The 22,353-nt window shown below is 45.3% G+C and carries 18 protein-coding genes and 1 pseudogene; 9 read left to right on the top strand and 10 right to left on the bottom strand.

Annotated features, from left to right (window positions below; genetic code table 11):
• Positions 1-278: 278 nt before the first annotated feature.
• Genes L9Q39_RS19325 through L9Q39_RS19315 form a run of 3 tightly spaced genes read left to right on the top strand, consistent with a single transcriptional unit; the run spans position 279 to position 3,908 of the window.
• Positions 279-1,655 carry a DASH family cryptochrome gene (locus L9Q39_RS19325; RefSeq protein WP_237486779.1) on the top strand — a complete coding sequence of 459 codons (1,377 nt, stop codon included), beginning with the start codon at positions 279-281 and terminating at the stop codon, positions 1,653-1,655.
• Positions 1,633-3,189: a cryptochrome/photolyase family protein gene (locus tag L9Q39_RS19320; protein ID WP_237486776.1), complete on the top strand. Its 1,557-nt coding sequence runs from the start codon at positions 1,633-1,635 to the stop codon at positions 3,187-3,189. The genes L9Q39_RS19325 and L9Q39_RS19320 overlap by 23 nt, the downstream gene beginning before the upstream one ends.
• Entirely contained in the window at positions 3,189-3,908 is a 720-nt protein-coding gene (locus tag L9Q39_RS19315) for an SDR family oxidoreductase (RefSeq protein WP_237486774.1), read from the top strand. Before L9Q39_RS19320 ends, L9Q39_RS19315 begins: the two co-directional genes overlap by 1 nt.
• Here the strand turns inward: L9Q39_RS19315 and L9Q39_RS19310 are convergent.
• From L9Q39_RS19310 to glgC, 3 genes are all read right to left on the bottom strand, one after another.
• Positions 3,874-4,059: a DUF2256 domain-containing protein gene (locus L9Q39_RS19310; RefSeq protein ID WP_237486773.1), complete on the bottom strand. Its 186-nt coding sequence runs from the start codon at positions 4,057-4,059 to the stop codon at positions 3,874-3,876. The two genes, L9Q39_RS19315 and L9Q39_RS19310, sit on opposite strands and share 35 nt — an antisense overlap.
• A 214-nt stretch (positions 4,060-4,273) precedes the next feature.
• Positions 4,274-5,131, bottom strand: a complete 858-nt coding sequence (gene yghU, locus L9Q39_RS19305) for a glutathione-dependent disulfide-bond oxidoreductase (RefSeq protein WP_237486772.1) — start codon at positions 5,129-5,131, stop codon at positions 4,274-4,276.
• A 207-nt stretch (positions 5,132-5,338) separates the two neighbouring features.
• A complete protein-coding gene (glgC, locus tag L9Q39_RS19300) occupies positions 5,339-6,649 on the bottom strand; it encodes a glucose-1-phosphate adenylyltransferase (protein WP_237486771.1) in 1,311 nt (436 codons plus the stop codon).
• A gap of 517 nt (positions 6,650-7,166) precedes the next feature.
• Here glgC and L9Q39_RS19295 point away from each other — a divergent pair.
• Positions 7,167-8,084, top strand: a complete 918-nt coding sequence (locus L9Q39_RS19295; protein ID WP_237486770.1) for a DnaJ C-terminal domain-containing protein — start codon at positions 7,167-7,169, stop codon at positions 8,082-8,084.
• Positions 8,085-8,186: 102 nt separating this feature from the next.
• Here the strand turns inward: L9Q39_RS19295 and L9Q39_RS19290 are convergent, their stop codons facing one another.
• Positions 8,187-8,609 carry a GNAT family N-acetyltransferase gene (locus L9Q39_RS19290; RefSeq protein ID WP_237486769.1) on the bottom strand — a complete coding sequence of 141 codons (423 nt, stop codon included), beginning with the start codon at positions 8,607-8,609 and terminating at the stop codon, positions 8,187-8,189.
• 341 nt (positions 8,610-8,950) lie between these two features.
• Between L9Q39_RS19290 and L9Q39_RS19285 the strand changes: the two genes are divergently transcribed.
• Positions 8,951-9,745 carry an alpha/beta fold hydrolase gene (locus L9Q39_RS19285; protein WP_237486768.1) on the top strand — a complete coding sequence of 265 codons (795 nt, stop codon included), beginning with the start codon at positions 8,951-8,953 and terminating at the stop codon, positions 9,743-9,745.
• A 151-nt stretch (positions 9,746-9,896) separates the two neighbouring features.
• On the opposite strand, the gene phnX is transcribed toward L9Q39_RS19285, so the two are convergent.
• The 3 genes from phnX to phnW are packed head-to-tail and all read right to left on the bottom strand — an operon-like array spanning position 9,897 to position 13,237.
• The gene (gene phnX, locus L9Q39_RS19280) at positions 9,897-10,739 is read right to left on the bottom strand and encodes a phosphonoacetaldehyde hydrolase (protein WP_237486767.1); all 843 of its coding nucleotides are present in this window, start codon (positions 10,737-10,739) and stop codon (positions 9,897-9,899) included.
• Positions 10,732-12,114 carry an aspartate aminotransferase family protein gene (locus L9Q39_RS19275; RefSeq protein WP_237486766.1) on the bottom strand — a complete coding sequence of 461 codons (1,383 nt, stop codon included), beginning with the start codon at positions 12,112-12,114 and terminating at the stop codon, positions 10,732-10,734. Before L9Q39_RS19275 ends, phnX begins: the two co-directional genes overlap by 8 nt.
• A 19-nt stretch (positions 12,115-12,133) precedes the next feature.
• Positions 12,134-13,237 carry a 2-aminoethylphosphonate--pyruvate transaminase gene (phnW, locus tag L9Q39_RS19270; protein WP_237486765.1) on the bottom strand — a complete coding sequence of 368 codons (1,104 nt, stop codon included), beginning with the start codon at positions 13,235-13,237 and terminating at the stop codon, positions 12,134-12,136.
• Positions 13,238-13,652: 415 nt separating this feature from the next.
• Here phnW and phnR point away from each other — a divergent pair, with 415 nt between their 5' ends.
• Complete coding sequence (gene phnR / locus L9Q39_RS19265; RefSeq protein WP_237486764.1) at positions 13,653-14,375, top strand: phosphonate utilization transcriptional regulator PhnR; 723 nt, start codon at positions 13,653-13,655, stop codon at positions 14,373-14,375.
• Here phnR and L9Q39_RS19260 read toward each other — a convergent pair.
• Positions 14,372-15,901 (bottom strand): phospholipase D family protein, encoded by a 1,530-nt coding sequence (locus L9Q39_RS19260; RefSeq protein ID WP_237486763.1) that lies wholly within the window; start codon positions 15,899-15,901, stop codon positions 14,372-14,374. The genes phnR and L9Q39_RS19260 overlap by 4 nt on opposite strands.
• A 225-nt stretch (positions 15,902-16,126) precedes the next feature.
• Between L9Q39_RS19260 and yddG the strand changes: the two genes are divergently transcribed.
• Positions 16,127-17,056, top strand: coding sequence for an aromatic amino acid DMT transporter YddG (gene yddG / locus L9Q39_RS19255; RefSeq protein ID WP_237486761.1), 930 nt, complete (start codon positions 16,127-16,129; stop codon positions 17,054-17,056).
• A gap of 54 nt (positions 17,057-17,110) precedes the next feature.
• On the opposite strand, the pseudogene L9Q39_RS19250 reads toward yddG, so the two are convergent.
• A pseudogene (locus L9Q39_RS19250) lies at positions 17,111-17,767 on the bottom strand (cation efflux transmembrane domain-containing protein); the annotation flags it as partial.
• Positions 17,768-18,002: 235 nt separating this feature from the next.
• Positions 18,003-18,881: a LysR family transcriptional regulator gene (locus tag L9Q39_RS19245; protein WP_237486758.1), complete on the bottom strand. Its 879-nt coding sequence runs from the start codon at positions 18,879-18,881 to the stop codon at positions 18,003-18,005.
• A gap of 323 nt (positions 18,882-19,204) precedes the next feature.
• Here L9Q39_RS19245 and L9Q39_RS19240 point away from each other — a divergent pair, with 323 nt between their 5' ends.
• Positions 19,205-19,783 carry a class I SAM-dependent DNA methyltransferase gene (locus L9Q39_RS19240; RefSeq protein WP_237486756.1) on the top strand — a complete coding sequence of 193 codons (579 nt, stop codon included), beginning with the start codon at positions 19,205-19,207 and terminating at the stop codon, positions 19,781-19,783.
• A gap of 114 nt (positions 19,784-19,897) precedes the next feature.
• Complete coding sequence (locus L9Q39_RS19235; protein WP_237486754.1) at positions 19,898-22,258, top strand: Lon protease family protein; 2,361 nt, start codon at positions 19,898-19,900, stop codon at positions 22,256-22,258.
• Positions 22,259-22,353 lie beyond the last annotated feature (95 nt).

Here is a 22,353-nt window from a genome sequence, read left to right as displayed (position 1 = left end):
TAGCTGATAGCTTTCGAGATTTTTTGTTGTATACGTTGCTTTGGGAGCTTCCCTTCTTCAGGGCTTGACGGCATTTTTTATGGCATGTGAGACAGGACTATGGCTTAAGGTTCAGGGTACCATCAATGTCTTTAGTGCAAAATAAGCCATTTTTGTAATGATGCCTGATGAGATGTTTCTGTCCTCGTTGCTTTTTAAACTCGATATCAAGTTGAACTAATTTCCTATACTTGCCGTAAAGTATGCCAAGTATGAATAGCGATTCTAGGAGTTTGGCTATGACTGAGCGAGTAGGTGTTTACTGGTTTAGCAACGATTTGCGCGTAGAAGACAACCAGTTATTGCTGAGCGCTTCGACGCAGGTGGACCATTTGGTTTGTGTTTTTACCATGCCGACGGTATCACCCTATTTAAAGCGATATTCTCAATCAGAGAGCTTTGGCGAGTATAAACTCACGTTCTTACATCAAGCCCTGCTCGATCTGACAAAGTCGTTAGCTCAGCGAGATCAGCAATTGTATTGCACTGCGTTATCTATTGCGGAAATATTGGACATTATCGAGTCAAAATATGGACTGCATGATCTTTTTGTCTCTGCATCAGCGGGCATTGATGAGAGGAAAACCCTGTCTTCTATTCAAGCCCAACACCCGTTATTGACGATTCATAGCGACTATGTGTCCAGTTTGTTCTATCCCAATCAGTTGCCGTTTGATTGTCAACAGTTGCCTGACAGCTTCTCTAAGTTCAGAAAGCGTGTCGAGACATTGCCTATTGATGAGCCGGCATTAGCCTGTCGGTTCCTTCCGCCGAGCTTGCCAGTTGAATTGAAACATATTGATATCGCTTCGCTGAATACCATCAATAGTGATGCGGATACAGTCCAGAATATCAATGGGTTTGTTGGTGGGGAACACACTGGTCAGGCGCATTGCCGTCAGTACTTTGCGGGTAGTTTTGCCAGTCATTATAAGCAGACGCGCAATGCGATTGATGGCGAGAATTATTCCACTCAATTCTCTCCTTGGTTGGCGCTCGGGTGCGTATCGCCAAAATGGATATTACGTGAACTCAAGCAGTATGAAACAGTGAATGGCGCCAACGATTCTACCTACTGGATATATTTTGAGTTGCTGTGGAGAGAGTATTTTTTTTGGTATGCGATGAAGTTCGGCCCTCAGCTATTTAGGTTTAAAGGTATTAAACCGAACCCCCCACACACCAGTCTCTATCCTCAACGCCTTAAAATGTGGCAGCTAGGTAATACACCTTATCCTTTAGTTAATGCTTTGATGCATCAATTGGTGGCGACGGGCTATATGTCGAACCGAGGAAGGCAAATTGTGGCGAGCTGCCTAGTTAATGAATTGCAATTGGATTGGCGTTACGGCGCGGCGTTCTTTGAGGTACACCTTATTGATTACGATGTCGGTTCTAACTGGGGGAATTGGCAATATATTGCTGGCGTAGGCGCCGATCCCCAGCCTTCGCGACACTTCGACCTCAACAAACAGACAGAACAGTTTGATCCGCAGCGTATGTTTATTAGCAAATGGCATGGTGACGCCACCACAATGTCACTCAATAGCGTCGATATCACGGATTGGCCAATAGACAGTATGGAAACAGAGAATGAGTATGGAAAAACATATTGAAACACTACGTTTTGTATTCGGCGATCAGTTAAATGCTCAACACTCTTGGTTTGAAACGGTCGATTCAAGCGTGATGTACATTGTGGCCGAGATGCATCAAGAAGTCACGTACACCACGCATCATATTCAAAAAGTGGCCGCCTTTTTCTTGGCTATGCGTCGCTTTGCTCAAGAGAGACAAAACGAAGGGCACAATGTGTTGTTATTAACGCTGGATGACACGGCTAATTTTACGGACTTTTCGGGCTTAGTGACTCACTTGGTTGATGAATATCAACCATTTAAAGTTGAATTCCAGCGACCTGATGAATATCGACTGTTCATGAAAGTTCTCGACCTAACGCTCGCTGATATTGAAATCGAACTAGTTGATAGTGAACATTTTTTTCTGGATTACCAGCAGATAGAAAAGTACTTCCCTCATGGAAAACACGTCAAAATGGAGTTTTTCTATCGTCATATGCGAAGGCAGACAGGGTTTCTTATGCAACAAGACCAACCTCAAGGAGGACGTTGGAACTATGATGCCAATAATAGAAACAAGCTGACCAAGTCTGCCATCGCTAAAATTCCAATGGCTCTGCTGTTCTCCCATGACATTACAGATATTAAGCAGCGACTCGACACTCACGGCGTACAGACCATTGGAGAGGCTGAGGGGGACTTGATTTGGCCCACAAGTCGCGAAGAGGGCATGTTGCTACTGGCGCACTTTTGTGAGCAGTGTTTACCCAACTTTGGTCGTTATCAGGATGCAATGACTGAAAATAGTTTAGACAGTTGGACCCTCTATCATAGTCGACTCTCGTTTTCGCTTAATTGTAAGCTAATTCAGCCCATAGAAGTGATTGAAGCCGCCATCGCGGCCTATCAAGAAAACCCAGCAATCGACTTGTCTCAGATAGAGGGCTTTGTGCGGCAGATTTTGGGGTGGAGAGAGTATATTCGAGGAATGTATTGGGCAAACATGCCCGAGTACAAGACGTTAAATGCTTTGGTGGCTGAACGGAATTTACCTGAGTTTTTTTGGACCGGTGACACCAAGATGTCGTGTATGAAAGCGGCGATTGGGCAGTCTTTAAAATATGCTTATGCCCACCATATTCAAAGGTTGATGGTGACAGGGAATTTCTGTTTGTTGGCAGGTATTGCGCCCGATGAAGTGGATGCTTGGTATCTGGGGATTTATATAGACGCCATAGAATGGGTAGAGATGCCTAATACTCGAGGTATGGCGTTGTTCTCTGATGGTGGAATGGTTGCGACTAAACCTTATGCGGCAAGCGGCGCTTATATCAACAAAATGAGTGATCACTGTAAGGGGTGTCATTACGACGTGAAGCAGAAAGTCGGTTGTGATGCCTGTCCCTTCAACAGTCTGTATTGGAATTTTATGGTTAAACATCGACAGAGAATTGGCGTCAACCCAAGGGTTGGCATGATTTACCGCTACTGGGATGGGCTAGAGGACAGTCAGCAATCGGAGATCCTTGCTCAAGCCCAAAGCGTGTTATCCAATATTGAGGCGTTGTAATGAATATATTGATTCTAGGTGCTTCAGGGGCGATAGGGTTTGCATTGCTGCAACAGACATTCAAGCAATTTCCGGATGCCAAGATATGGGGCACTTACCATAGAAGCCAGCCAGAATCTGCAACATTAGATCCTGAATCGAGGGTAACGTGGGTGAAACTGGATTTGACGGATGAGCGACAGATTGAACGACTTTCTAGCAATATCGAAAATTTGGATTGGTTAATTAATTGTGTGGGCATATTACATAACGAACAAGTAAAGCCTGAAAAGAGCATCGGTAGTTTTGACGGCGATTTCTTTATGCAAAATATTCAGATTAATACACTGCCAACCTTGTTACTCGCTAAGCACTTCACACCCGCACTGAAAAAAAGCACCCATCCACGTTTTGCTGTGATTTCGGCTCGGGTTGGCAGCATTGAGGATAATCGTCTTGGGGGTTGGTATAGCTATCGATCTTCCAAAGCGGCGTTAAATATGGCGCTCAAGACTCTGTCGATAGAGTGGGGCAGAACGGTTCAGTCAGGTGTGGTTTTAGCGCTTCATCCGGGGACGACAGATAGTGAACTCTCTAAACCATTCCAAGCTAATGTTCCTCAAGGTAAGTTGTTTCGACCCGAGAAAGTGGCGTGCGACATCATCCATATTTTGCAGTGTCATCGGCCAGAAGCCAGTGGACAGTTTATCGCCTACGATGGGACGATTGTCCCGTGGTAGAGGTTTTATTTAGGGTTGATTTTTTAGTGGCTCGGCATCGCTGGGAACAGTAAATGACCTCTTCCCAGCAGCGTTGCCATTTTTTGCGCCACACGAAATTTCGTAAGCAAACCGGGCAGAGTTTGCAAGGCAGATGTGCTTTGCGGTGCATGTCTATCCATATGTAAAAATACTACCTTGTGGATACGTCAAACCTAGCGGATTTGATCACCCTAGCTAGAATCTTCTAGGCTCTAGGCTCTAGGCTCTAGGCTCTAGGCTCTAGGCTACTTTTACGGGTCATATCAACCTACACCCTAGAACCTAAGACCTAGCACCTAAAACCCAAAACCTAACAAATATTTGATACGACATGCGAATGTTGGTTACGGCTTCAGACTTAGAATATCATCAATATCTTTCGCGCTATGACGTTCAATGACTTTTTCCCACTCTTCACCAAAGGGTCTGTTGACAATGCGCCCTCTTGCAACGGCTGTCCTCTCATCAATCATTTTGGCCCAACGTACTACATGGTGATAAGACTCGACCTGTAGAAACTCAGCGGCGTCATAAAGTCGTCCTAAAACTAAGTTGCCATACCAAGGCCAAATCGCCATATCCGCGATGGTGTACTCTTCGCCAGCGACAAACGTGTTATTAGCGAGTTGCTTATCGAGTACATCCAGCTGTCTCTTCGCTTCCATCGCAAATCGGTTTATTGGGTACTCTTGTTTGACATCAGCATACGCGTAGAAGTGTCCGAAGCCACCCCCTAGAAATGGCGCAGAACCTTGTGCCCAAAAAAGCCAATTAAAGGTGCTGGTGCGCTCCGGACCATTGGTGGGAAGAAACTGGTCAAATTTCTCAGCAAGGTAGACCAAAATGGACGCCGATTCGAACACGTTGACCACCTCTTTAGTGGACGTATCGACTAGAGCAGGGATCTTTGAATTCGGGTTGACGTTAACGAAACCACTAGAGAACTGATCTCCCTCACCAATCTTAATTAGATGAGCATCATATTCCGCTTCACTGATACCCAAGGCTAATAACTCTTCCAACATGATGGTGACTTTTTGCCCGTTGGGTGTGCCTAAGGAGTAGAGCTGCAGAGGGTGTTCACCAACGGGAAGAGTTTGTTCATGTCTCGCGCCAGCCTCAGGGCGATTGATGTTGGCCCACTTGTTGCCGCCTTGCGTGTCGTTTTTCCAAACTTGTGGTGGTGTGTATTCGTTGCTCATGATCTCTCCTTAAATTACAACCAGAGTGTAATGTTGTTTAGAAACTTTATACCCAACCGTAACTAAGCTCAAGATTCAGTTAGTTATGAGATATAAGAACCTAAAGCGAATAGCAGGGGGAAGGAAATTGAACAAGATGGTTTGGACGTGATATTGCACTATGAAAATAACTGCCCACAGTTGGGGTGGTGGGCAGTTATTGCAGGTTTAAGCCGAGATAGGCTCTGAAGGTGTAGCAGGCTTGACGGGTTTATCTTGCGAGTGGAACATTTCAGAACTGACTAGAACAATACCTTCTTCAGTGACGGTATATTTGTGCTTGTCTTGCTCAAGGTCGAAACCGATCTCAACACCGTCAGGGATGGTGCAATTTTCACCGACGATGACTTTATTGAGTTTGCAGTTTTGACCCACTTTAGCCCCAGGGAGCAAGATGCAGTCGGTTACTTCGCTGAAATCTTCAATGCGAACATCATAGGAAATTAAGCTATGTGTCACTTGAGCGCCGGAAATGATAGCGCCTGCACCGACAACGGAATCAACCGCGAAACCTCTTCGGTTTGGATCGTTGAAGAGGAACTTCGCTCCTGGGCGTTGTACCTGGTTGGTCATGATTGGCCAGTTGGTATCATAGATATCGAGCTCAGGCGTGGGTGCTAGCAAATCCATTGTTGCAGCATAATATTCGTCGACATGACCCACATCGCGCCAATAGCCATTTTGACCAGGGTGCCCGCGCTCGGTAAACACGTAGCCTTTAATCTTGCAGCGTCCAATCAAACTCGGAATGATGTTGTGACCAAAATCGTGCTTATAGTCTGGGCTATGCAGTGCGTTTTTTAGTTCCTCATCTAAAACATCAAGATTAAAGATGTAAATACCCATTGAAATGAGCGCTTTAGATGAGTCGTTTGGCATAGGTGTTGGATTAGCGGGTTTTTCTACGAAGTTAATGATATCGCCTTCGTCGTTAAGACCCATGACACCAAATTCAGACGCCTGTTCGATAGGTTTTTGGATACAAGCGACGGTGACATCAGCACCGCTCTCAACATGAAAGTTGATCATTCGAGAGTAATCCATCTTGTAAATATGATCGCCACCCAAGATAAGAATTCGCTCGGTATGCGCTCTGCGCTTAATGATATCTAAGTTTTGATAGATAGCATCCGCAGTACCGCGATACCAGTTTTCATCGATTCGCTGTTGAGCGGGAATAATATGTACACCTTCTCCTAAAGCAGAGTAGGTTGATTGCCAGCCTGACTGGATATGTTGGATAAGATCTTGTGCCATGTACTGGGTTAGAACGCCAACATTGCGAATACCGGAGTTAATGCAATTGGATAGAGCAAAGTCAATAATTTTGAATTTACCACCAAATGAAACCGCGGGTTTGGCAATGTTTGAAGTTAGCTCTTTGAGCCGAGTTCCCTTTCCTCCTGCAAGGATCATTGCAGTGGTATTACGGAGTCGGGCGTTGCTCGAAATGTGTGAATATTGGTTTTCCTTTGGCATTGTATAACTACTCCTTCTATTACAAGCACAAAAGACGTGAAGAGCTGCGTTAAACCGGTATAAATATGAAAGTTAAACCAGCTAGATTGTTAGCCACACGCAATTACGTCAATAATCTTTCTCAGCTATTAGTACAGCTGCTAGTTATGCAATTCATCCCATAAAATGTAACAAAGGATAAATCCACTATGGCGTCAGTAAGTTAACAAATTGATAAGGTGTAACTTACTGTAAAACATCGTCATGAAATTCGTCAGTACAGCTTACCTAGTTCAGGTAGTACAAAAACCTAACGCTATACGCACGTTGTTACATAACCATTACAGGTGGGGGGATGTCCAGACAAGTTTTAGGGATTTATTGGTGGTAAGACCACGAAGTAAGGGAGCTTTTCGGCTTTCAGCGCTAGAGAACCGTATAATATCTTGAGTTATGGGGATAAATACATAAACTTGCAATGTTTAAGTGTGAAAGCACGACGGTCCCAAAGCAACGTAGATTAGGTGAGTAATTAGGGATGCCAAATAAAGATTATTATGGTGTGTTAGGCGTTTCGAAACAGGCGTCTGAAACAGAAATTAAAAAAGCGTACAAGAAATTGGCAATGAAATTTCATCCCGACAAGAATCCGGGGAGTGAGATAGCTGAAGCGCGTTTTAAAGAAATTAAGCAAGCCTACGAGATACTCTCAAACAAAGAAAAGCGCCGCCAGTATGATCAATTTGGGCACTCGGCATTTGAGTCCGGCGGTCAGGGCGGTTATCAAGGTGGTCACCAAAGCGGTTTTGATGACATATTTGGTAGTGCTTTTCGTCAGCGTGGGCAGGGTTTTGGTGGTTCTGGCTTTGGTGGATCGAGCTCGGGTGGTTTTGAAGATATTTTTTCTCAGGCTAGAAGTCGTCAAGCAAGACCTGAGAAAGGCGCCAATAAGGAGTTTACCCTTACTGTGGATTTGATCGAAGCGATTAAAGGCACAGAGAAAGAAGTAGAACTCCCAATTGCTGGGGCAACCAAGAGAATCAACGTTAAAATTCCAGCGGGCATCCGTGATGGTGAGAAAATTCGCTACGCAGGTAAGGGTGAACCTGGAACTCATGGTGGTCCCGCAGGTGATTTGTTGCTTATTGTGGCGACTCGACCACACCCCTATATTGAACGCGAAAATGACGATCTTATTGTCACAACGCCCATCGATATGGTGAAGGCTGCATTGGGCGGCGAGGTGGAGGTTGACGCCTTTGATAGTCGCTTTAAGCTAAAAATACCGGAAGGCACTCAAACGGGTCGTAAGTTTAAGATAACCGGCAAAGGGGTGACGAACCGAAAAGGCAACGCTGGCGATCTTTTAGTCAAAATTCAGGTGCAAGTACCGACGAATTTAAATGACCACCAAAAAGAGTTGCTACGTCAGCTTAGTGCCAGTTTAGCGTCCTAATTAAAGTGCTTAAATTGACCCGCGGTTAAAGCGGGTCACTCTTCAATCTCAGCAATATTGAGAGTGACGACACCAACTTCAATCGGACGCGGTCATGTTGCACTAGTCTAAATGATAGGAAAAATGGTGGCTGACAATATTGAAATCTTCTCGTAGATAGAACTTGTGTGCCGCAAAACGTTGTACGCCAGAATCTAAATGAACTTGGTCACAGTTCAGTTGTTTGGCATAACTTTTGAGCCAATCGAGAAGAAACTTCCCCACACCTTGTGAGCGAAAGTGGTGGTTGGTGACGAGTTCGTCGATGTATAAGTATTTCCCCCACGCCAGTTTTTCCCCCGTGTTAAACCCCGCAACCGCTAAGATCCCTTGTGCAGAAGTGACATAAACTATCTGGTAACCGGACGCTTTCTGTCTTTCAATTTGCTCTGCGAGTACGCTAACATCATAGTTGCTACGCAGTTGGCGCAGGACTTCTAAAACGGCTGGGTATTCGTTATTAAGCTGTAAAAATTTAACTTCCATATTTTCCTATTGATTCATAGTGACTAATACATAGCTCCTAATACATAGCTACTGACGCATCGTAACGGATACTTAGCAACTGATCATAGCAACTGACACATAACGACCTATCAATGATCTGCTACCAACCCCAATTAATTTGGTTTTTTGTCACGTTTAGTTACTCTTGGTTGCGACAAGCTTGCATTAAAAAAACATGCCATACTATCAATGAATTATTATGGGTATATGTCATTGTGATGACGAACTAGAACTTCAAACCACAGTCACTTGAACAGCCATAACATCGACAAGCGAAAAGCAAGAAATGAAAAACAAGAAATGAAAAACAAAGGTGAACTATGAACTGGCGAATCATAATAATTTTAACGTTGCTGTCTTTAGCGGGTTGCAGTCGACCAAATACAGAGGAACCTGTGGAGGTAGGAGGCACTCAGCAGCAACATATTATCGTGGTACATGGACTCGCCAGAAGTGCTTGGTCGATGAAAACGATGGCGTCCATTTTTAAGGAGCAGCACTATCAAGTCTGTGTGGTTGACTATCCCACTATCCGCCAAACACTGCAGCATACCTTGGACAGCAGCGCCAATGAACTAACACGCTGTATTAATGACTGGTATCCCGATTACCCTGAGGAAGAGCAACAAGGCAAAATTCATTTTGTTGGTCACTCATTGGGTGGTTTAGTGATTAGAGATTATTTGGACAAACACACCGATTTTGTTGACTCGGAGTTAATGGGCAGGGTGGTGTTACTGGGTACACCAAACCACGGCAGTGACGTGGCTGATTTCTTCTCCGGATCTTGGCTGATTTCTTTGGTTGGAGGCACCGCGGAATCGTTGACGACAGATGACGCGAGTTTTCCTAATTCTTTGCCTGAGCCAAACTATGCGTTTGGTGTTATCGCTGGTACTCGAACCTATCCAGCATTGAGTGGGATGTTTGAAGCCACGAATGATGGGTTGGTTTCTGTATCATCAGCACAACTGCAAGGAATGACAGATTTTATCGAGGTCAATGTAAAGCACGATAGACTTAGAAGAGATCCCCATGTAGCAGGATTGATACTGAACTATTTCAGGACAGGCACTTTTACGCCTGATCGATTCAGCGAACAGAAGACACAATAAACACTAAATAGCCCGTCAGATGACGAGCTATTTAGTGTTGGCTTGAACTGTTTTGGTTTGCAATTTTAGAGTGAGCGCTTTTTTGAACAGAGCTTTTTCAATCAGTGCTTTTTCAATCAGAGCTATTTTGATAAAAGTTTTTTGATAAGAGCTAAGGGCGCTGGTTCGCCTGTAAGCGCGCTTCAATATCGCGAATAACTTCAGGTAGTTCGGCGATGGTGTCGATCAAATAATGCGGTTTCGCCTTGCCGAGTTTAACTCTGGCACGTTCTCTTGCTTGCTCCAGCGTGTCGGCATCGGCATTAAGATATTCATCGTAGGTCAAACCGGCTTCATTGCCTGACAGCAGTAACCCGACGGTCCACATACCGGCATTATGCCCTTCCTCGATGCCGGGCGCTGCATCATCGACTTTAACGCAGTGAGCCACACTGCCAATGCCTAATTCAATCACATTTTTAAGCGCCATAAATGGAGCCGGTCGCCCACCTTGTGGCAAGTCATCGGTGGCAACGATACAGTCTGGCTTATATCCATAGTCTGCCGCGACAGGAGAAAGTACATCCATCACCTCTCTTGGATAGCCAGAACATGAGCCAATTTTTATCCCTTGCGCTTTAAGGCTTTCCACTACGTCGACCGCATTTAAAATTGGTTGTGCATGGTCAGCTACTTTGGCTTTTTGCAGTGGCATAAACGCCGCGTAGATTCGGTCGATGTCGTCATGACTCATCTCTTGACCAAATTGTGCTATCCAACGTGCTTTTACTGATGGAAGTTGACCCACTGCTTTAATGTGGTCCCATTTTCCGATGCCCATCGGCTCACGCGCTTCATCCAAAGTGATCTCAAAATCGAATCCTTGCTTAAATGCCTCGACAAAGATGCTGGTGGGTGCAAAGGAACCAAAATCAACAATCGTACCTGCCCAGTCGAAAATAACCCCTTCAATGGGTGAGTTGTTTTTGTGTTTGTTCGTTGTGTGATCATTCATAATTAAATTCCTTATTTACCGTCGCAATAGCGTGTTCAAACATATCAAGGGCTTGGTTAAGTTGCTGGCGTGAGATAATCAGCGGTGGACTCAGTTGGATGACATTACCTTGTGAGACTTTGAAACTGAGTCCTTGGTTTAAGCAGTGGTAGAGAACCTGTTCGGCTTCATCGTAAGCACGTTGCTTGGTGACTCTATCGGTGACCAGTTCGACTCCCCAAAGTAAGCCCATCCCACGAACATCACCGATAACGGAATAGCGGCGTTTCATCTGTTCTAAGCGTTGCTTTACCAACAGAGCGTGTCGTTGAACCTTATCTAACAGTTTTTCTTGTTCAATGGTTTCAATCGTGGCGAGTGCAGCAGCGCAGCCTAGCGGGCTTTTTTCATGGGTGTAGTGACCTAATGAAAGCTCCGCCGCTTGATTGTATTGGTCCTTGGTGACCATCGCGGCAAGAGGAACCAACCCACCTCCAAGTCCTTTACCAATGCACAGAATGTCGGGTTCGATGTCGAAGGCTTGGTAGGTAAACCACTCTCCGCAACGCCCCATTCCGTTAGGAATATCGTCGATAATCAACATAACGTTGTGTTTATCGCAGATCTCTCGGATGCGTTTCCAATAGGCTTTACTCGGGATCTGCACGTCAGTATTGCGAATACCTTCGGCGATAAATGCCCCAATGCCGCCTTCTTTCTCAATCACATATTCAAGATAATCAGCATAATGAAGATCGCTGCCTTCTGGATGCGGGAAAGCGCCGCGATAAGCTATCGCAGGAGGGATACGTTCAACACCTGCCATCAGAGGTCCCATACCTTCACGAAAACACGCTTCACCACCTACGGAAATGGCATCGAGTGAGGCACCATGAAATGAATCCCACAGAGAAACCACTTTGGCGTTACCGGTGATAAAGCGCGCCAGTTTTAATGCCATACCGACGACGGATGTACCACCGGGCGCAAACAACACCCGATTGAGTTCGCCCCCACAAATCTCAGTCAGCTTCTCGGCACAACTAATGGCGGTATCATTAGTGAAACGACGAGGAGAGAAAGGCAGTGCCTGCATCTGCTCCGTTACACGTTGAATGACGTTGGGATGCCCATAGCCGAGTTGATGGACGTTGTTACCGTGAAAGTCCATATAACGCTTGCCACGAGTATCCTCGATATAGATGCCATCAGCGGCTTGTAATGAATCAAGGCACGGAGTCGACATGGATTGATGTAAGAATACATCGCTATCCCGTTTAAGTAAGGCTTGGGTGGCCTCGTCTTGGATGCTCTGCGTCCATTCGGCTCGTGCGGGTGTATTGTTGACATCCCCTTCACTGCGCAGGTGGTTGGCTTGGTTGTGTGCAACGACCATTATTTTTGCTCCCAATACATCATTTTTGCTCCCAATACATCGCGTTCTGCACAGCGACAATTAAGCGTTCAATGTCCGAAGGATGAACATCGCCAATGTTTCCGATGCGGAAACAATCGGCATGTGACACCTTGCCGGGATAGATCACAAAGCCCTGCTGTTTGAGTAATTCATAAAACGTTTTGAACTCGAATTCATCCTGTTGCGGAGCATAAAAAGAGGTAATGATGGGCGAGTGCAATTCTGTGGGTAACAGTGGTTCAAACCCGAGTGATATCATGCCATCTACCAGCGTCTGCTGATTGCGGTTGTAACGTTGATGCCTGCGGCTTATACCGCCTTCTTGCTCAAGTTCGATAAGCGCTTGATAGAAAGCTCGCACAGTGTGTGTCGGGGAGGTAAAGCGCCATTTACCGTGGTTGGTGTGCATGCAGTGCCATTGGTCGTAAAGATCTAAGCTCAGTGAGCGCGCTTGACCTTGGCATTTTTCAAGTTCGGTTTGTTTAGCGATGACAAAACCAAATCCGGGTACGCCTTGTATACACTTGTTGGCAGAGCTGATCATAAAGTCGATCTGCAAATCCCCAATATCCATTGGGATCCCACCGAAACTAGACATGGCATCTAAAATGACAACTTTGCCGTATTGCTTGGCGAGGGTGGCAACTTTCTCAATCGGATTGAGCATCCCTGTGGTGGTTTCACAGTGTACGATAGCGACATGGCTAATCGCTTGGTCTGTTTTCAAAATGTCTTCAAGCTGTTGAAGATCCGGCTGTTGCACTTCTCCCGGAGCAATTCGGAGGTTGGCGATGTTCAGGCAATCGGCAATCTGTGCCATGCGAGCGCCATAGGCACCATTGTCCACCACCAGCAATTTGTCATGCTTACCCAAAGCACTGCCAATGGTCGCTTCGACAGAGGCGGTGCCGCTGCCTTGCATCAAGACACTGGTGTAGCCGTCATGGTTTGTTGCGAGCTTGGTGAGCTTATGGCGAATCACTTCGACAATATCTTTATTGTATTCATCATCCCAAGTACACCAGTCTTTTAACATGGCTTCGCGCACACTTTCAGTCGTGGAAAGTGGCCCAGGGGTTAAGAGCAAATATTCGTTTTTCATCTTGCTTATCCATTTTGGACTATACCAGTTTGGTTGTTATTGACTTTAGCAAGCGTTTTGGTTGAAATCAAACCCATCCATTTAGATTTAATAAAAGTTTAATCCAAGCAAATCGACGTAATTCAACCGATAAATACCGCCATTTTTGTGTCATTTAATGGTAATGTTGGCTTAATAAAGTGAGTTTTAACTCTGGTTCATACCAAGTTGATTTTGGCGATAAAATGTAGACATTGAAATTCGATGGATACTCTTGCAATCATTGTCCGGAGCTTTAACAACGACCGCTAAATTAGGCGCTGCGGGACAGGTAGGCTAGGCGTCAGTGGTCAGTGCAAGAAAATCAGTGCCAAAGCAATGGCGCAAGAGCATTGGCGCCAGAGCATCAGCGTAAAAGCAATAGAAAGGAAAAACAGTGCAATACGTAAAAATAAAAGAGGCATTAGTTGAGCAGATCGAAGCGGGTATGTTGGCTCCAGCGCAGAAACTACCCGCAGAACGAAAACTGGCAGAGAGTTTCGATACCACTCGAGTGACGCTGCGCGAAGCGCTTTCGTCCCTTGAGGCAGAAGGGCGTATTTACCGAGAGGATCGAAGAGGGTGGTTTATTGCGCCGATGCCTTTACGGTATGACCCAACGCAAACGTTGAATTTTTCCAGTATGGCTAAGCGTCAAAATCGGGTGCCTCGTACCGAGTTATTGGAAGCGAAAGCGATGATGGCGACCAAAAAAGCCGCAGAGTTATTAGAACTGCCACCGTTTAGTGATGTGTTTAGGATCGAAAGGGTACGTTATCTTGAGCAGCGTCCAGTCATGTTTGTGACTAACTTTATTCGACCCGAGGCTTTTCCTAACTTACTGGAACAAGATCTTGAAAGTGCCTCTTTGACTGATATTTACCGTGAAAGCTATAACACCACATACAGTCGCGTTCGGTATCGGATTACCATTACCTCTTTGACTGGTGATATTGCCCAAGCACTGCGTGCGACACAAGGAGCATCAGCAATTAAGGTGGAACGGGTCAACTACAACCAACATGGTGAATTGGTGGATTGTGATATTGAATATTGGCGACATGATGCGATTAGCATCGAATCAGTCGCCCAAATAAACGGAGGCGGGGAACAGAGTTAAAGCTGTTCCTCAATAGGTAGAATCCCACTGAACCAGGCACCAAATCGACGCCAAATACTGGCGTCAGGTTCTGATGTGAACACTTGGTCGTTTTCATGATCGATCCAGACCAATTCATCATCCACTATTTTTAATTGGTAGGCGCCAATGGGTAGTCCTTGCTTGAGCTGTTGATAGCCCTGTTCTGCGTACTGGGGGTGTTTAATTAACACACCCATTTCAGTATTAAGAAGTGCCGATCTCGGATCCCAGTTCATCGAACCGACAAACAGTTTTGTTTGGTCAATAATCATCGCTTTGGCATGTAGGCTAGAGCGACTGCTTCCTGTCCAACTCCAGTTTTTATCAATATAGGCTTTTGATTTGACCTCCCAAAGCTGAATACCCCCTCGGATTAAGCGTTCACGATATTTTGCATACCAACCATGCACCGCAAACACATCATTTGAGGCCAGTGAGTTAGTGACAATGATGATCTCTCTTCCCTCTTTAGCGGCATTCACCAACATTTCGGTTCCTGCGTCTGTTGGAACAAAATAAGGAGAAATAAGCACAAAGGAGTGGTTGCTTTGTTTGAGCACTTCCGAGAGGCTATCAATCAAGGTGCTATGTTTGCTCTCTGGTTTGTTGGGTAAGTCGTAGAACAGTTCCCCTTGTCCCCACAGTAGAGCAACCTCCCCTTTTATCATCTGGTCATAAAATGGCAGTTTGGCAAAGCTATACTGTCCGCTGGAAAACTTTTGCAGCAAATTTCGTTGTGATACTTGGGTTATTACCACTTGATCTAGGTTGGCGTCACTGGGCTCTGCTAGCCACTCGACGGGGATGCTGTACTCGCTATTCCAATACAGATCGAATTGTTGATTGACTTCATCGGTGGCTTTGCCAACCATCATTACATCAAGGTCTGAAAATTCGACCGCAGACTCGACTGAGTAGTACTCGTTACCCACATTGCGTCCTCCAACGATGGAAACATAGCTGTCTACCGTGAGAGATTTATTGTGCATGCGATGATTGAGACGATTAAAGTCGTTTACCATTGCCAGTCCACGAGCGGTTCGGTATTGATGCGGGTTAAACAGCCGCACTTCAATGTTAGGATGTTGACTAATCAGTATCAGATCTTGGTCGCGACGTTTTTGCATATCGTCGAGCAAAATTCGCACACGAACACCTCGTTGAGCCGCCTCGTAAAGTCGCCATGTAAGCACACCACCGGATTCATCGTTGCGAAAAATGTAATATTGAACGTCGATGGATTGCTCGGCAGTTTCGATGATCGCGAGGCGAGCTAATAGCGCATCATGTCCCTTATCGAGAGGGTAAAACCCGGTGTCAGCGTCTAATGCCGTTTGGTCTACTTGTGGAGCGAAGTAGCGGACTATTTTGCTATCATCCTGAACGGACATATGGTAAGAAGCCACTTTTTCATACCGATCTGGATCGATACTCGAAGAGGCACATCCAGTGATAAATAAGCAGTGGACAACAAAGATACAGGTGTAAAGAAAACGTTGAGACATAAGCGTAGTAGTAATGAACGATGTATCAAGCTTAGACTAAGGCAGATTGTGATTCTATTTAATTTGCTAAAAACAGCTATTTTTCGGTTACTTAGCGCTATCTATACCCAAGTTACCTCTGAACTCTTCATCTTGAGGTTGCTTGGGTATAGTCTTTAGGCTCTCTTTGTTTATTACTTTTTGCTTGTTTTTTTGTTTGTCTGTTTTGTTGATAAGGACGACTCGATGATTCACCGACCTTTAAACCCAGCGACCTTATTGGGTATTGCGGCTATTTTACTTTGGAGTTGCTTGATTGCGTTGACTCGTAACATTGCTGAGTTATTTGGACCAATAGGTGGCGCGGCGATGCTCTACAGCGTCAGTGCCATTGCATTGGTGATGGTGATGGGTTTACCCAACTGGGAACAGTTTAGTACTAAGTACTTACTGATTGGTGGGGCACTGTTTGTCTGTTATGAAATCTTTTTATCCCTTGCTCTCGGGATGGCAAACGATCGCCATCAAGCGATGGAGATGGCGGTAATCAATTACCTTTGGCCTGCTTTAACGGTGCTGTTAACCGTAATGACCAGTCGACAAAAAGTGAGTTTGTGGGTCTATCCAAGTGTGCTTTTAGCGTTTATTGGGGTTTGCTGGTGCATATCCGGTGACCAAGCGTTATCCGTTTCGGTGCTCAAGCAAAATATTGCGACGAACCCCGCTACCTATTTGATGGCGTTCAGTGCGGCCTTTATCTGGGCGTTTTACTGTCACGCGACCGCCAATCTTAGCGAGGGGAAAAACGCCATCGTACTGTTTTTTATCGCTACGGCGATCACCCTCTGGATTCAGTACTTTCTTAGCAATGAGTCGGGAATGACGTTTTCCTTGTCATCAGTGTCAATGTTGTTGTTGGCGGGTGTGGTGATGGGGGCGGGTTACGCCTGTTGGAACTACGCGATTTTGAAAGGAGACATGGTGCTATTGGCGACTTTTTCTTACTTTACGCCCGTGATATCAACCCTGTTCTCATCGCTGTTTCTTGCGGTCGCATTGACCGATTCCTTTTGGAAAGGGGTGGCAATGGTGACAGTAGGCTCACTTATTTGTTATTGGGCGACAAGAAAAAGCCCCGATAAACGTCAAGCTATCGAGGCATCAATCAATGATTGAGGGTTATCTCAGAACAAAAGGTCGCTCAACGTCCATCAGCACTGCGCTTTGAATAGTCGGCGTATCGGTGAGCAATGAGCGGTGCGCTTGGCGAAGCATGTCCGCCGGCACTTTGATGAAATACACGGACATTAAGATCATCATCATAGGGTCGGCATAATGGCTGAAAGAGGCAAACGGTGACAGTTCAACGGCATAAGTAGCAATAAAACCGATGGTCACTGCCACGCTAAGCAGCGTATCCATTTTCCACTGTTTCGATTCTGCATCAACCAGCACCGAGTTCATCACGTCGGCACGTTGGGCAATATACCACCAAGCGTAACCACAACCGACGACGTTAACGAGACCAAATAGTGTTGCTACCGAGGTATTGACGGGTCGACCGCCAGTAAACATCGCTTCGATCGCGGAATAAAGTGATGCGATAACCAGCATTAAAATGACACTGGCTTTAACAATCACCACGACCGATTCCACCTTGTGGCGAGCGAACTCACTAAGTTTAGACTTCGGTTGCTTCAACTGACCCGCTACAGTCAGTGACAATAAAGTTAACAGCAGGCTAATGAGAGAGTAGACGCCATCAAACGCAATCACTAATGAGCCCATTAGTATTCCAACGACTAAGCCACCAACCGCGAATGCGGTCGCAATAAGGGCTGAGAAGGTAAGAATACGCGTCTCTTGATGTTGGAATTGCAGTTTCATGGAAAAATCCTTGGTTAAAGTATGCCTCTATTCTTGTAAGACTGAGGCGAGTTTTCAAACTGCAAATTGCTTTGGATTAACGAGCGCTGGTTATGGATTGGCGAATTTATTATAAAATCAACAAGATAAATTGATATTTTACTGTCAAAATAAATGACAGTCACTGTGATGAGTATTGTTGTTGTGACGGTTTTCTGGGTAATGATCGGCGAGAGAGGGCTGAAATCAACGCCGATCAAAATGTAAACAAAAAGTCTGCGATTTGGTCGGCTAGCCAACTCATCGCCGGATGCTCAGACATGCCCGCAGAGGTGTACATACAGTAATCAGCTTGTGTTAATCCATAGGTATGTTTGATGACAGAGAGTTGTTGTTCACGTAAATATTGACGAATCAATGGCTCAGGCAATACGCCCCATAAACCTTCCGACAGAATTGTTTTTAGCATGTACTCAAAGCTGGAGAAGCCAATGTACTGGAGGGAGAACGGCTGAAGTTCTGGATTGTCTTTTTCATTGAGATAAGCCAGCGAAACCTGCATCGCGTCACGTAGCACTTCATCAGAAACCCGTGGCAGTTTTGACAGCCTATGATCCGCTCGGCAAACTGACATCATGCGAATTTTACCCAGAGGTTGATAGATCAGCCTTGGATCATCAACGGCTTCATAATCCACGCCAAAGGCAAAGTCCACCTGACTGGTTTCAACTAAATTGGCTAAATCACCCGACGACGCTAACACTACGTTAAATGAAATGGCTGCATAATGTTGGTTCAAGGCAATGGTTAGATCTTGCCAAAGTTTGTCGGGCAAAGAATCGTCGTGGGCAATCCACACTTCAGTTTCATACTCACCCGAAACTTGTGCGCAGGTCTGCTTAATTCTGGAAGCGGTGACCAGCAAGTTTTCGCAGTCCTTATAGATCGCTTTGCCTGTCTCCGACAAGGTGACATTGTTCTTGCTACGCACAAATAGTGAGGTATCGAGTTCTTTCTCAAGTGCTTTGATTGCCATACTTAACTTAGTGCGGTTGCAGTCAAGCACTCGTGCCGCCTCCGATACCGATCCAGTATCAGCAACAGTACAGAAAGCTTCGATTTGAGAGAGGTTCATGTTGGGCTCTGTATTATGAAAATGATCAATACCTTTGGAGTGATGGGAAATCATAGCGGTTTAAGCTAAAGAAAACATCATCCGTTTACCTGCAATCATTCACTTACTTGCGCGCAGTGACTTACATGCGGTCAGTGACTTACTTGCGAGCGTTAGCCCACTTGTGAATGATAATCGCTACCTAGTGCGCTGCATACGAAATTAGCACAATATTGCCAGATGAGGACTAAAAAGTTGAATTTACGCTAGAAAGTGTCACTGGGTTTGGTTTAATCTTGATTCTAGTTTTTATTGTTGATGATATGAAGATAATGGGGTATCGAATGTCAAATCAATGGGATGAATGTGCGGCAACATGGGAAGGCAACAGCGCTACTGCGGATTTTGCTCGCGCCTGTTTTCGTCATTTACAGCAAACCACCAAACTTTCCGGAAAAATCGTTCTTGATTTTGGTTGTGGCACCGGATTATTGAGCCAACATATGGCGTCAAAAGTAAAACAAGTCGTGGCATTAGACAGTAGCGAAGCCATGATTGAAGAGTTGGAGAAAAAAGGTCTCGACAATGTTGAACCTGTTGTAGACAGTTTAACTCGCGGTCTTATTGCACAGCATCCGGCTTTTCGCCCTCAATTTGACATTGTTGTGGCATCGTCTGTGTGTGGCTTTGTTCCAAACCTACAAGAAACGGTCAATTTGATTTATACCTTATTGGATGAATATGGCGTATTTGTCCACTGGGATTGGTTGGCACAGGAAGGAGACGAAACTGGGCTCACCCTTGAGCAGTCTCAGCTGACTCTCGAAAAAGCAGGGTTTTCAGAGGTGGTCGTGACGACACCGTTTTCTATTAAAACCGAGTTTGGAGAGCAAGCGGTGCTCATGGGTGTTGCGAGAAAATAACCCAAAACAGTTCAAAAAATAAGCAAACAGGCTCAAACCCACACCAAATCACTAAATTGCCATATTAATTCAGCTAAACTCTAGTTAAATAAGGAAATTAATGAGGAGCTGTGTATGGCAATACAGCATTTAGAGGCTCAACAACTTTACCATTCAGCGGAGCTGGAAAAGCTGCCTTGCAAGTCGACCAAAGAACTTCCGCCGATCGATGAAATCGTAGGGCAAGAACGCGCCCAAAAAGCGGTCGAGTTCGCCATGTCTATCAAAGAGAAAGGTTATAACATCTATGCGATAGGTCAGAATGGCCTTGGCAAGCGTACCATGATTTTGCGCTACTTAAGCCGTCATGCTCATGACTGTGGCGCGCTCTTTGATTGGTGTTATGTGACTAACTTTGACGATCCTCGTACTCCTCAAGTACTTAAACTGCCGTGTGGAACGGGTGTTAATCTTAAGAGTGACGTTGAAAAGTTGATCGCTAAACTGGTTAAAGCTATCCCAATGGCTTTTGACAACGAACTCTATTTTGGTCGTGCAGAGCGACTCAAGAATGATCTCGCCCGTAAACAGCAAGCGGAGCTACAAAAGCTCTCTGATGAAGCCAAAGAAAAAGAAATAAGCTTAACGGTAACCCCGCAAGGTGATTATCAGTTTGTGGCGATGAATGGTGAAGATCTTCATACCGAAGAGACGTTTGATGAATTGCCGGCTGAGCAACAAGAGCACTTTGGCAGCACCATTGATGAGTTAGAAATCAGCTTGCGCAATATGGCGAGAGAGTTGACCACCTGGGAAGAAACGTACACCGATAATATTCAGAAACTGAATGAAGAAGTGACCTTGGGTGTGATTAGCCACCTCATTAAGAAACTGAAAAAGTCCTATAACGGCTATCCAGAGATAAAAAAATACGCCTCAGCTTTGCAAAAAGATATCTGTGAAAATGTCGACATCTTTCTGGAACAAGGCCTGGAGCAGGGGGAAATGGCGACGGCCTCTTTGGATAAAAAATTCCCAAGACGCTACAAGGTAAACGTATTAGTAAGCCAATCATGCCAAGATTTTCCTATCATCGTGGAAGAGAATCCGAACTATCACTCCCTGTTTGGCTATATTGAAACGGCGACCTTCAAGGGAACGGTGTTTACCGATTTTTCACTGATTCGTGCAGGCAGTTTGCATAAAGCGAATGGCGGTGTGTTGTTAATGGATGCGGTGAAAGTGCTGGAACAGCCTTATGTTTGGGATGGTTTGAAGCGCGCATTACGTTCCCGTCAGCTGAGTTTCACGTCTCTGGAAAAAGAAGTCACATTGACTGGTACTGTGTCTCTGGATCCTCAACCTATTCCTCTTGATGTAAAGATTATTTTGTTTGGCGACTATCGCACTTATCAGTTGCTGCAGCATTATGACGCTGAGTTTAGCGAACTGTTTCGTGTTACTGCTGATTTTGAAGATGAAATGCAGAGAACGCCAGATTCTGAATTGCATTACGCCCGTTTTATTTCCAGTATTGTCCACGACAACGCGATGTTGCACTGCGACCGTAAAGCGATTGCACGCATTATTGAGCATAGCGCTCGCCTTGCAGGTGAGCAGAATAAACTCTCCCTACATTCTGCGCATATCGCTAACTTACTGAGAGAGTCGAACTATGTGGCTCGAAATGCCAAATCTAACCTTATTCGAGCGGGGCATGTTGAACAGGCACTGGAATATCAGAAAATGCGAGTCAACCGTCTGCAAGATAGTGTGATGCAAGGGTTTATCAATGGCACCACTTTGATCAAAACCGACGGGGAAGCGATAGGTCAGGTCAATGCTCTTTCTGTGCTTGCGACCAGCGACCATATGTTTGGTGCGCCAAACCGTATCACGGCGACTACTTCCTATGGAGACGGTGAGGTTATTGATATTGAAAGAAGCGTCGATCTTGGTGGGAGTATTCACTCCAAAGGGGTCATGATTTTGACGGCCTATTTATCCTCGGTGTTTGGTAAAACAGCCAAAGTCCCACTCACGACGACGATTACCTTTGAGCAGTCTTATGGTGGCGTCGATGGCGACTCTGCCAGCATGGCTGAGTTTTGTGCGGTCGTATCGGCGTTTTCTGGACAACCTAATCGTCAAGATATTGCCATAACTGGCTCAATGAATCAGTTTGGAGAATCTCAACCTATTGGTGGCGTCAATGAGAAGATCGAAGGCTTCTTTGATGTCTGTAAGATTAAAGGACGGTCTTCCACGCAGGGTGTGGTGATACCAAAATCGAACGTCCATAACTTGATGTTACGTGCTGATATCGTTAAAGCGGTCGATAAAGGTGAGTTTCATATCTGGGCGATTGAGCATGTGACCGAGGCCGTTGAGTTATTTACGGGTAAGTTAGCGGGCACACCTTCTTTAGAAGGAAGCTATCCGATTGATACCGTATTTGGTATTGCTCAAGCAAGGCTGAATGCGCTTAAGAAGTAGCTATGTAGCTATGTGCAATGTAGCAATAATGACCTGAAAGTAACGCCAATGAAGTGAAGAAGAGAGCAAAAAGGCTCTCTTTTTCATTTTCAGCC

This window comes from Vibrio hippocampi (genome assembly GCF_921292975.1).
In the GTDB taxonomy this organism is placed as follows: Bacteria; Pseudomonadota; Gammaproteobacteria; order Enterobacterales; family Vibrionaceae; genus Vibrio; species Vibrio hippocampi.
Note: the sequence above shows the minus strand (reverse complement) of the source record. Positions and strands in the feature narration are given on the sequence as shown.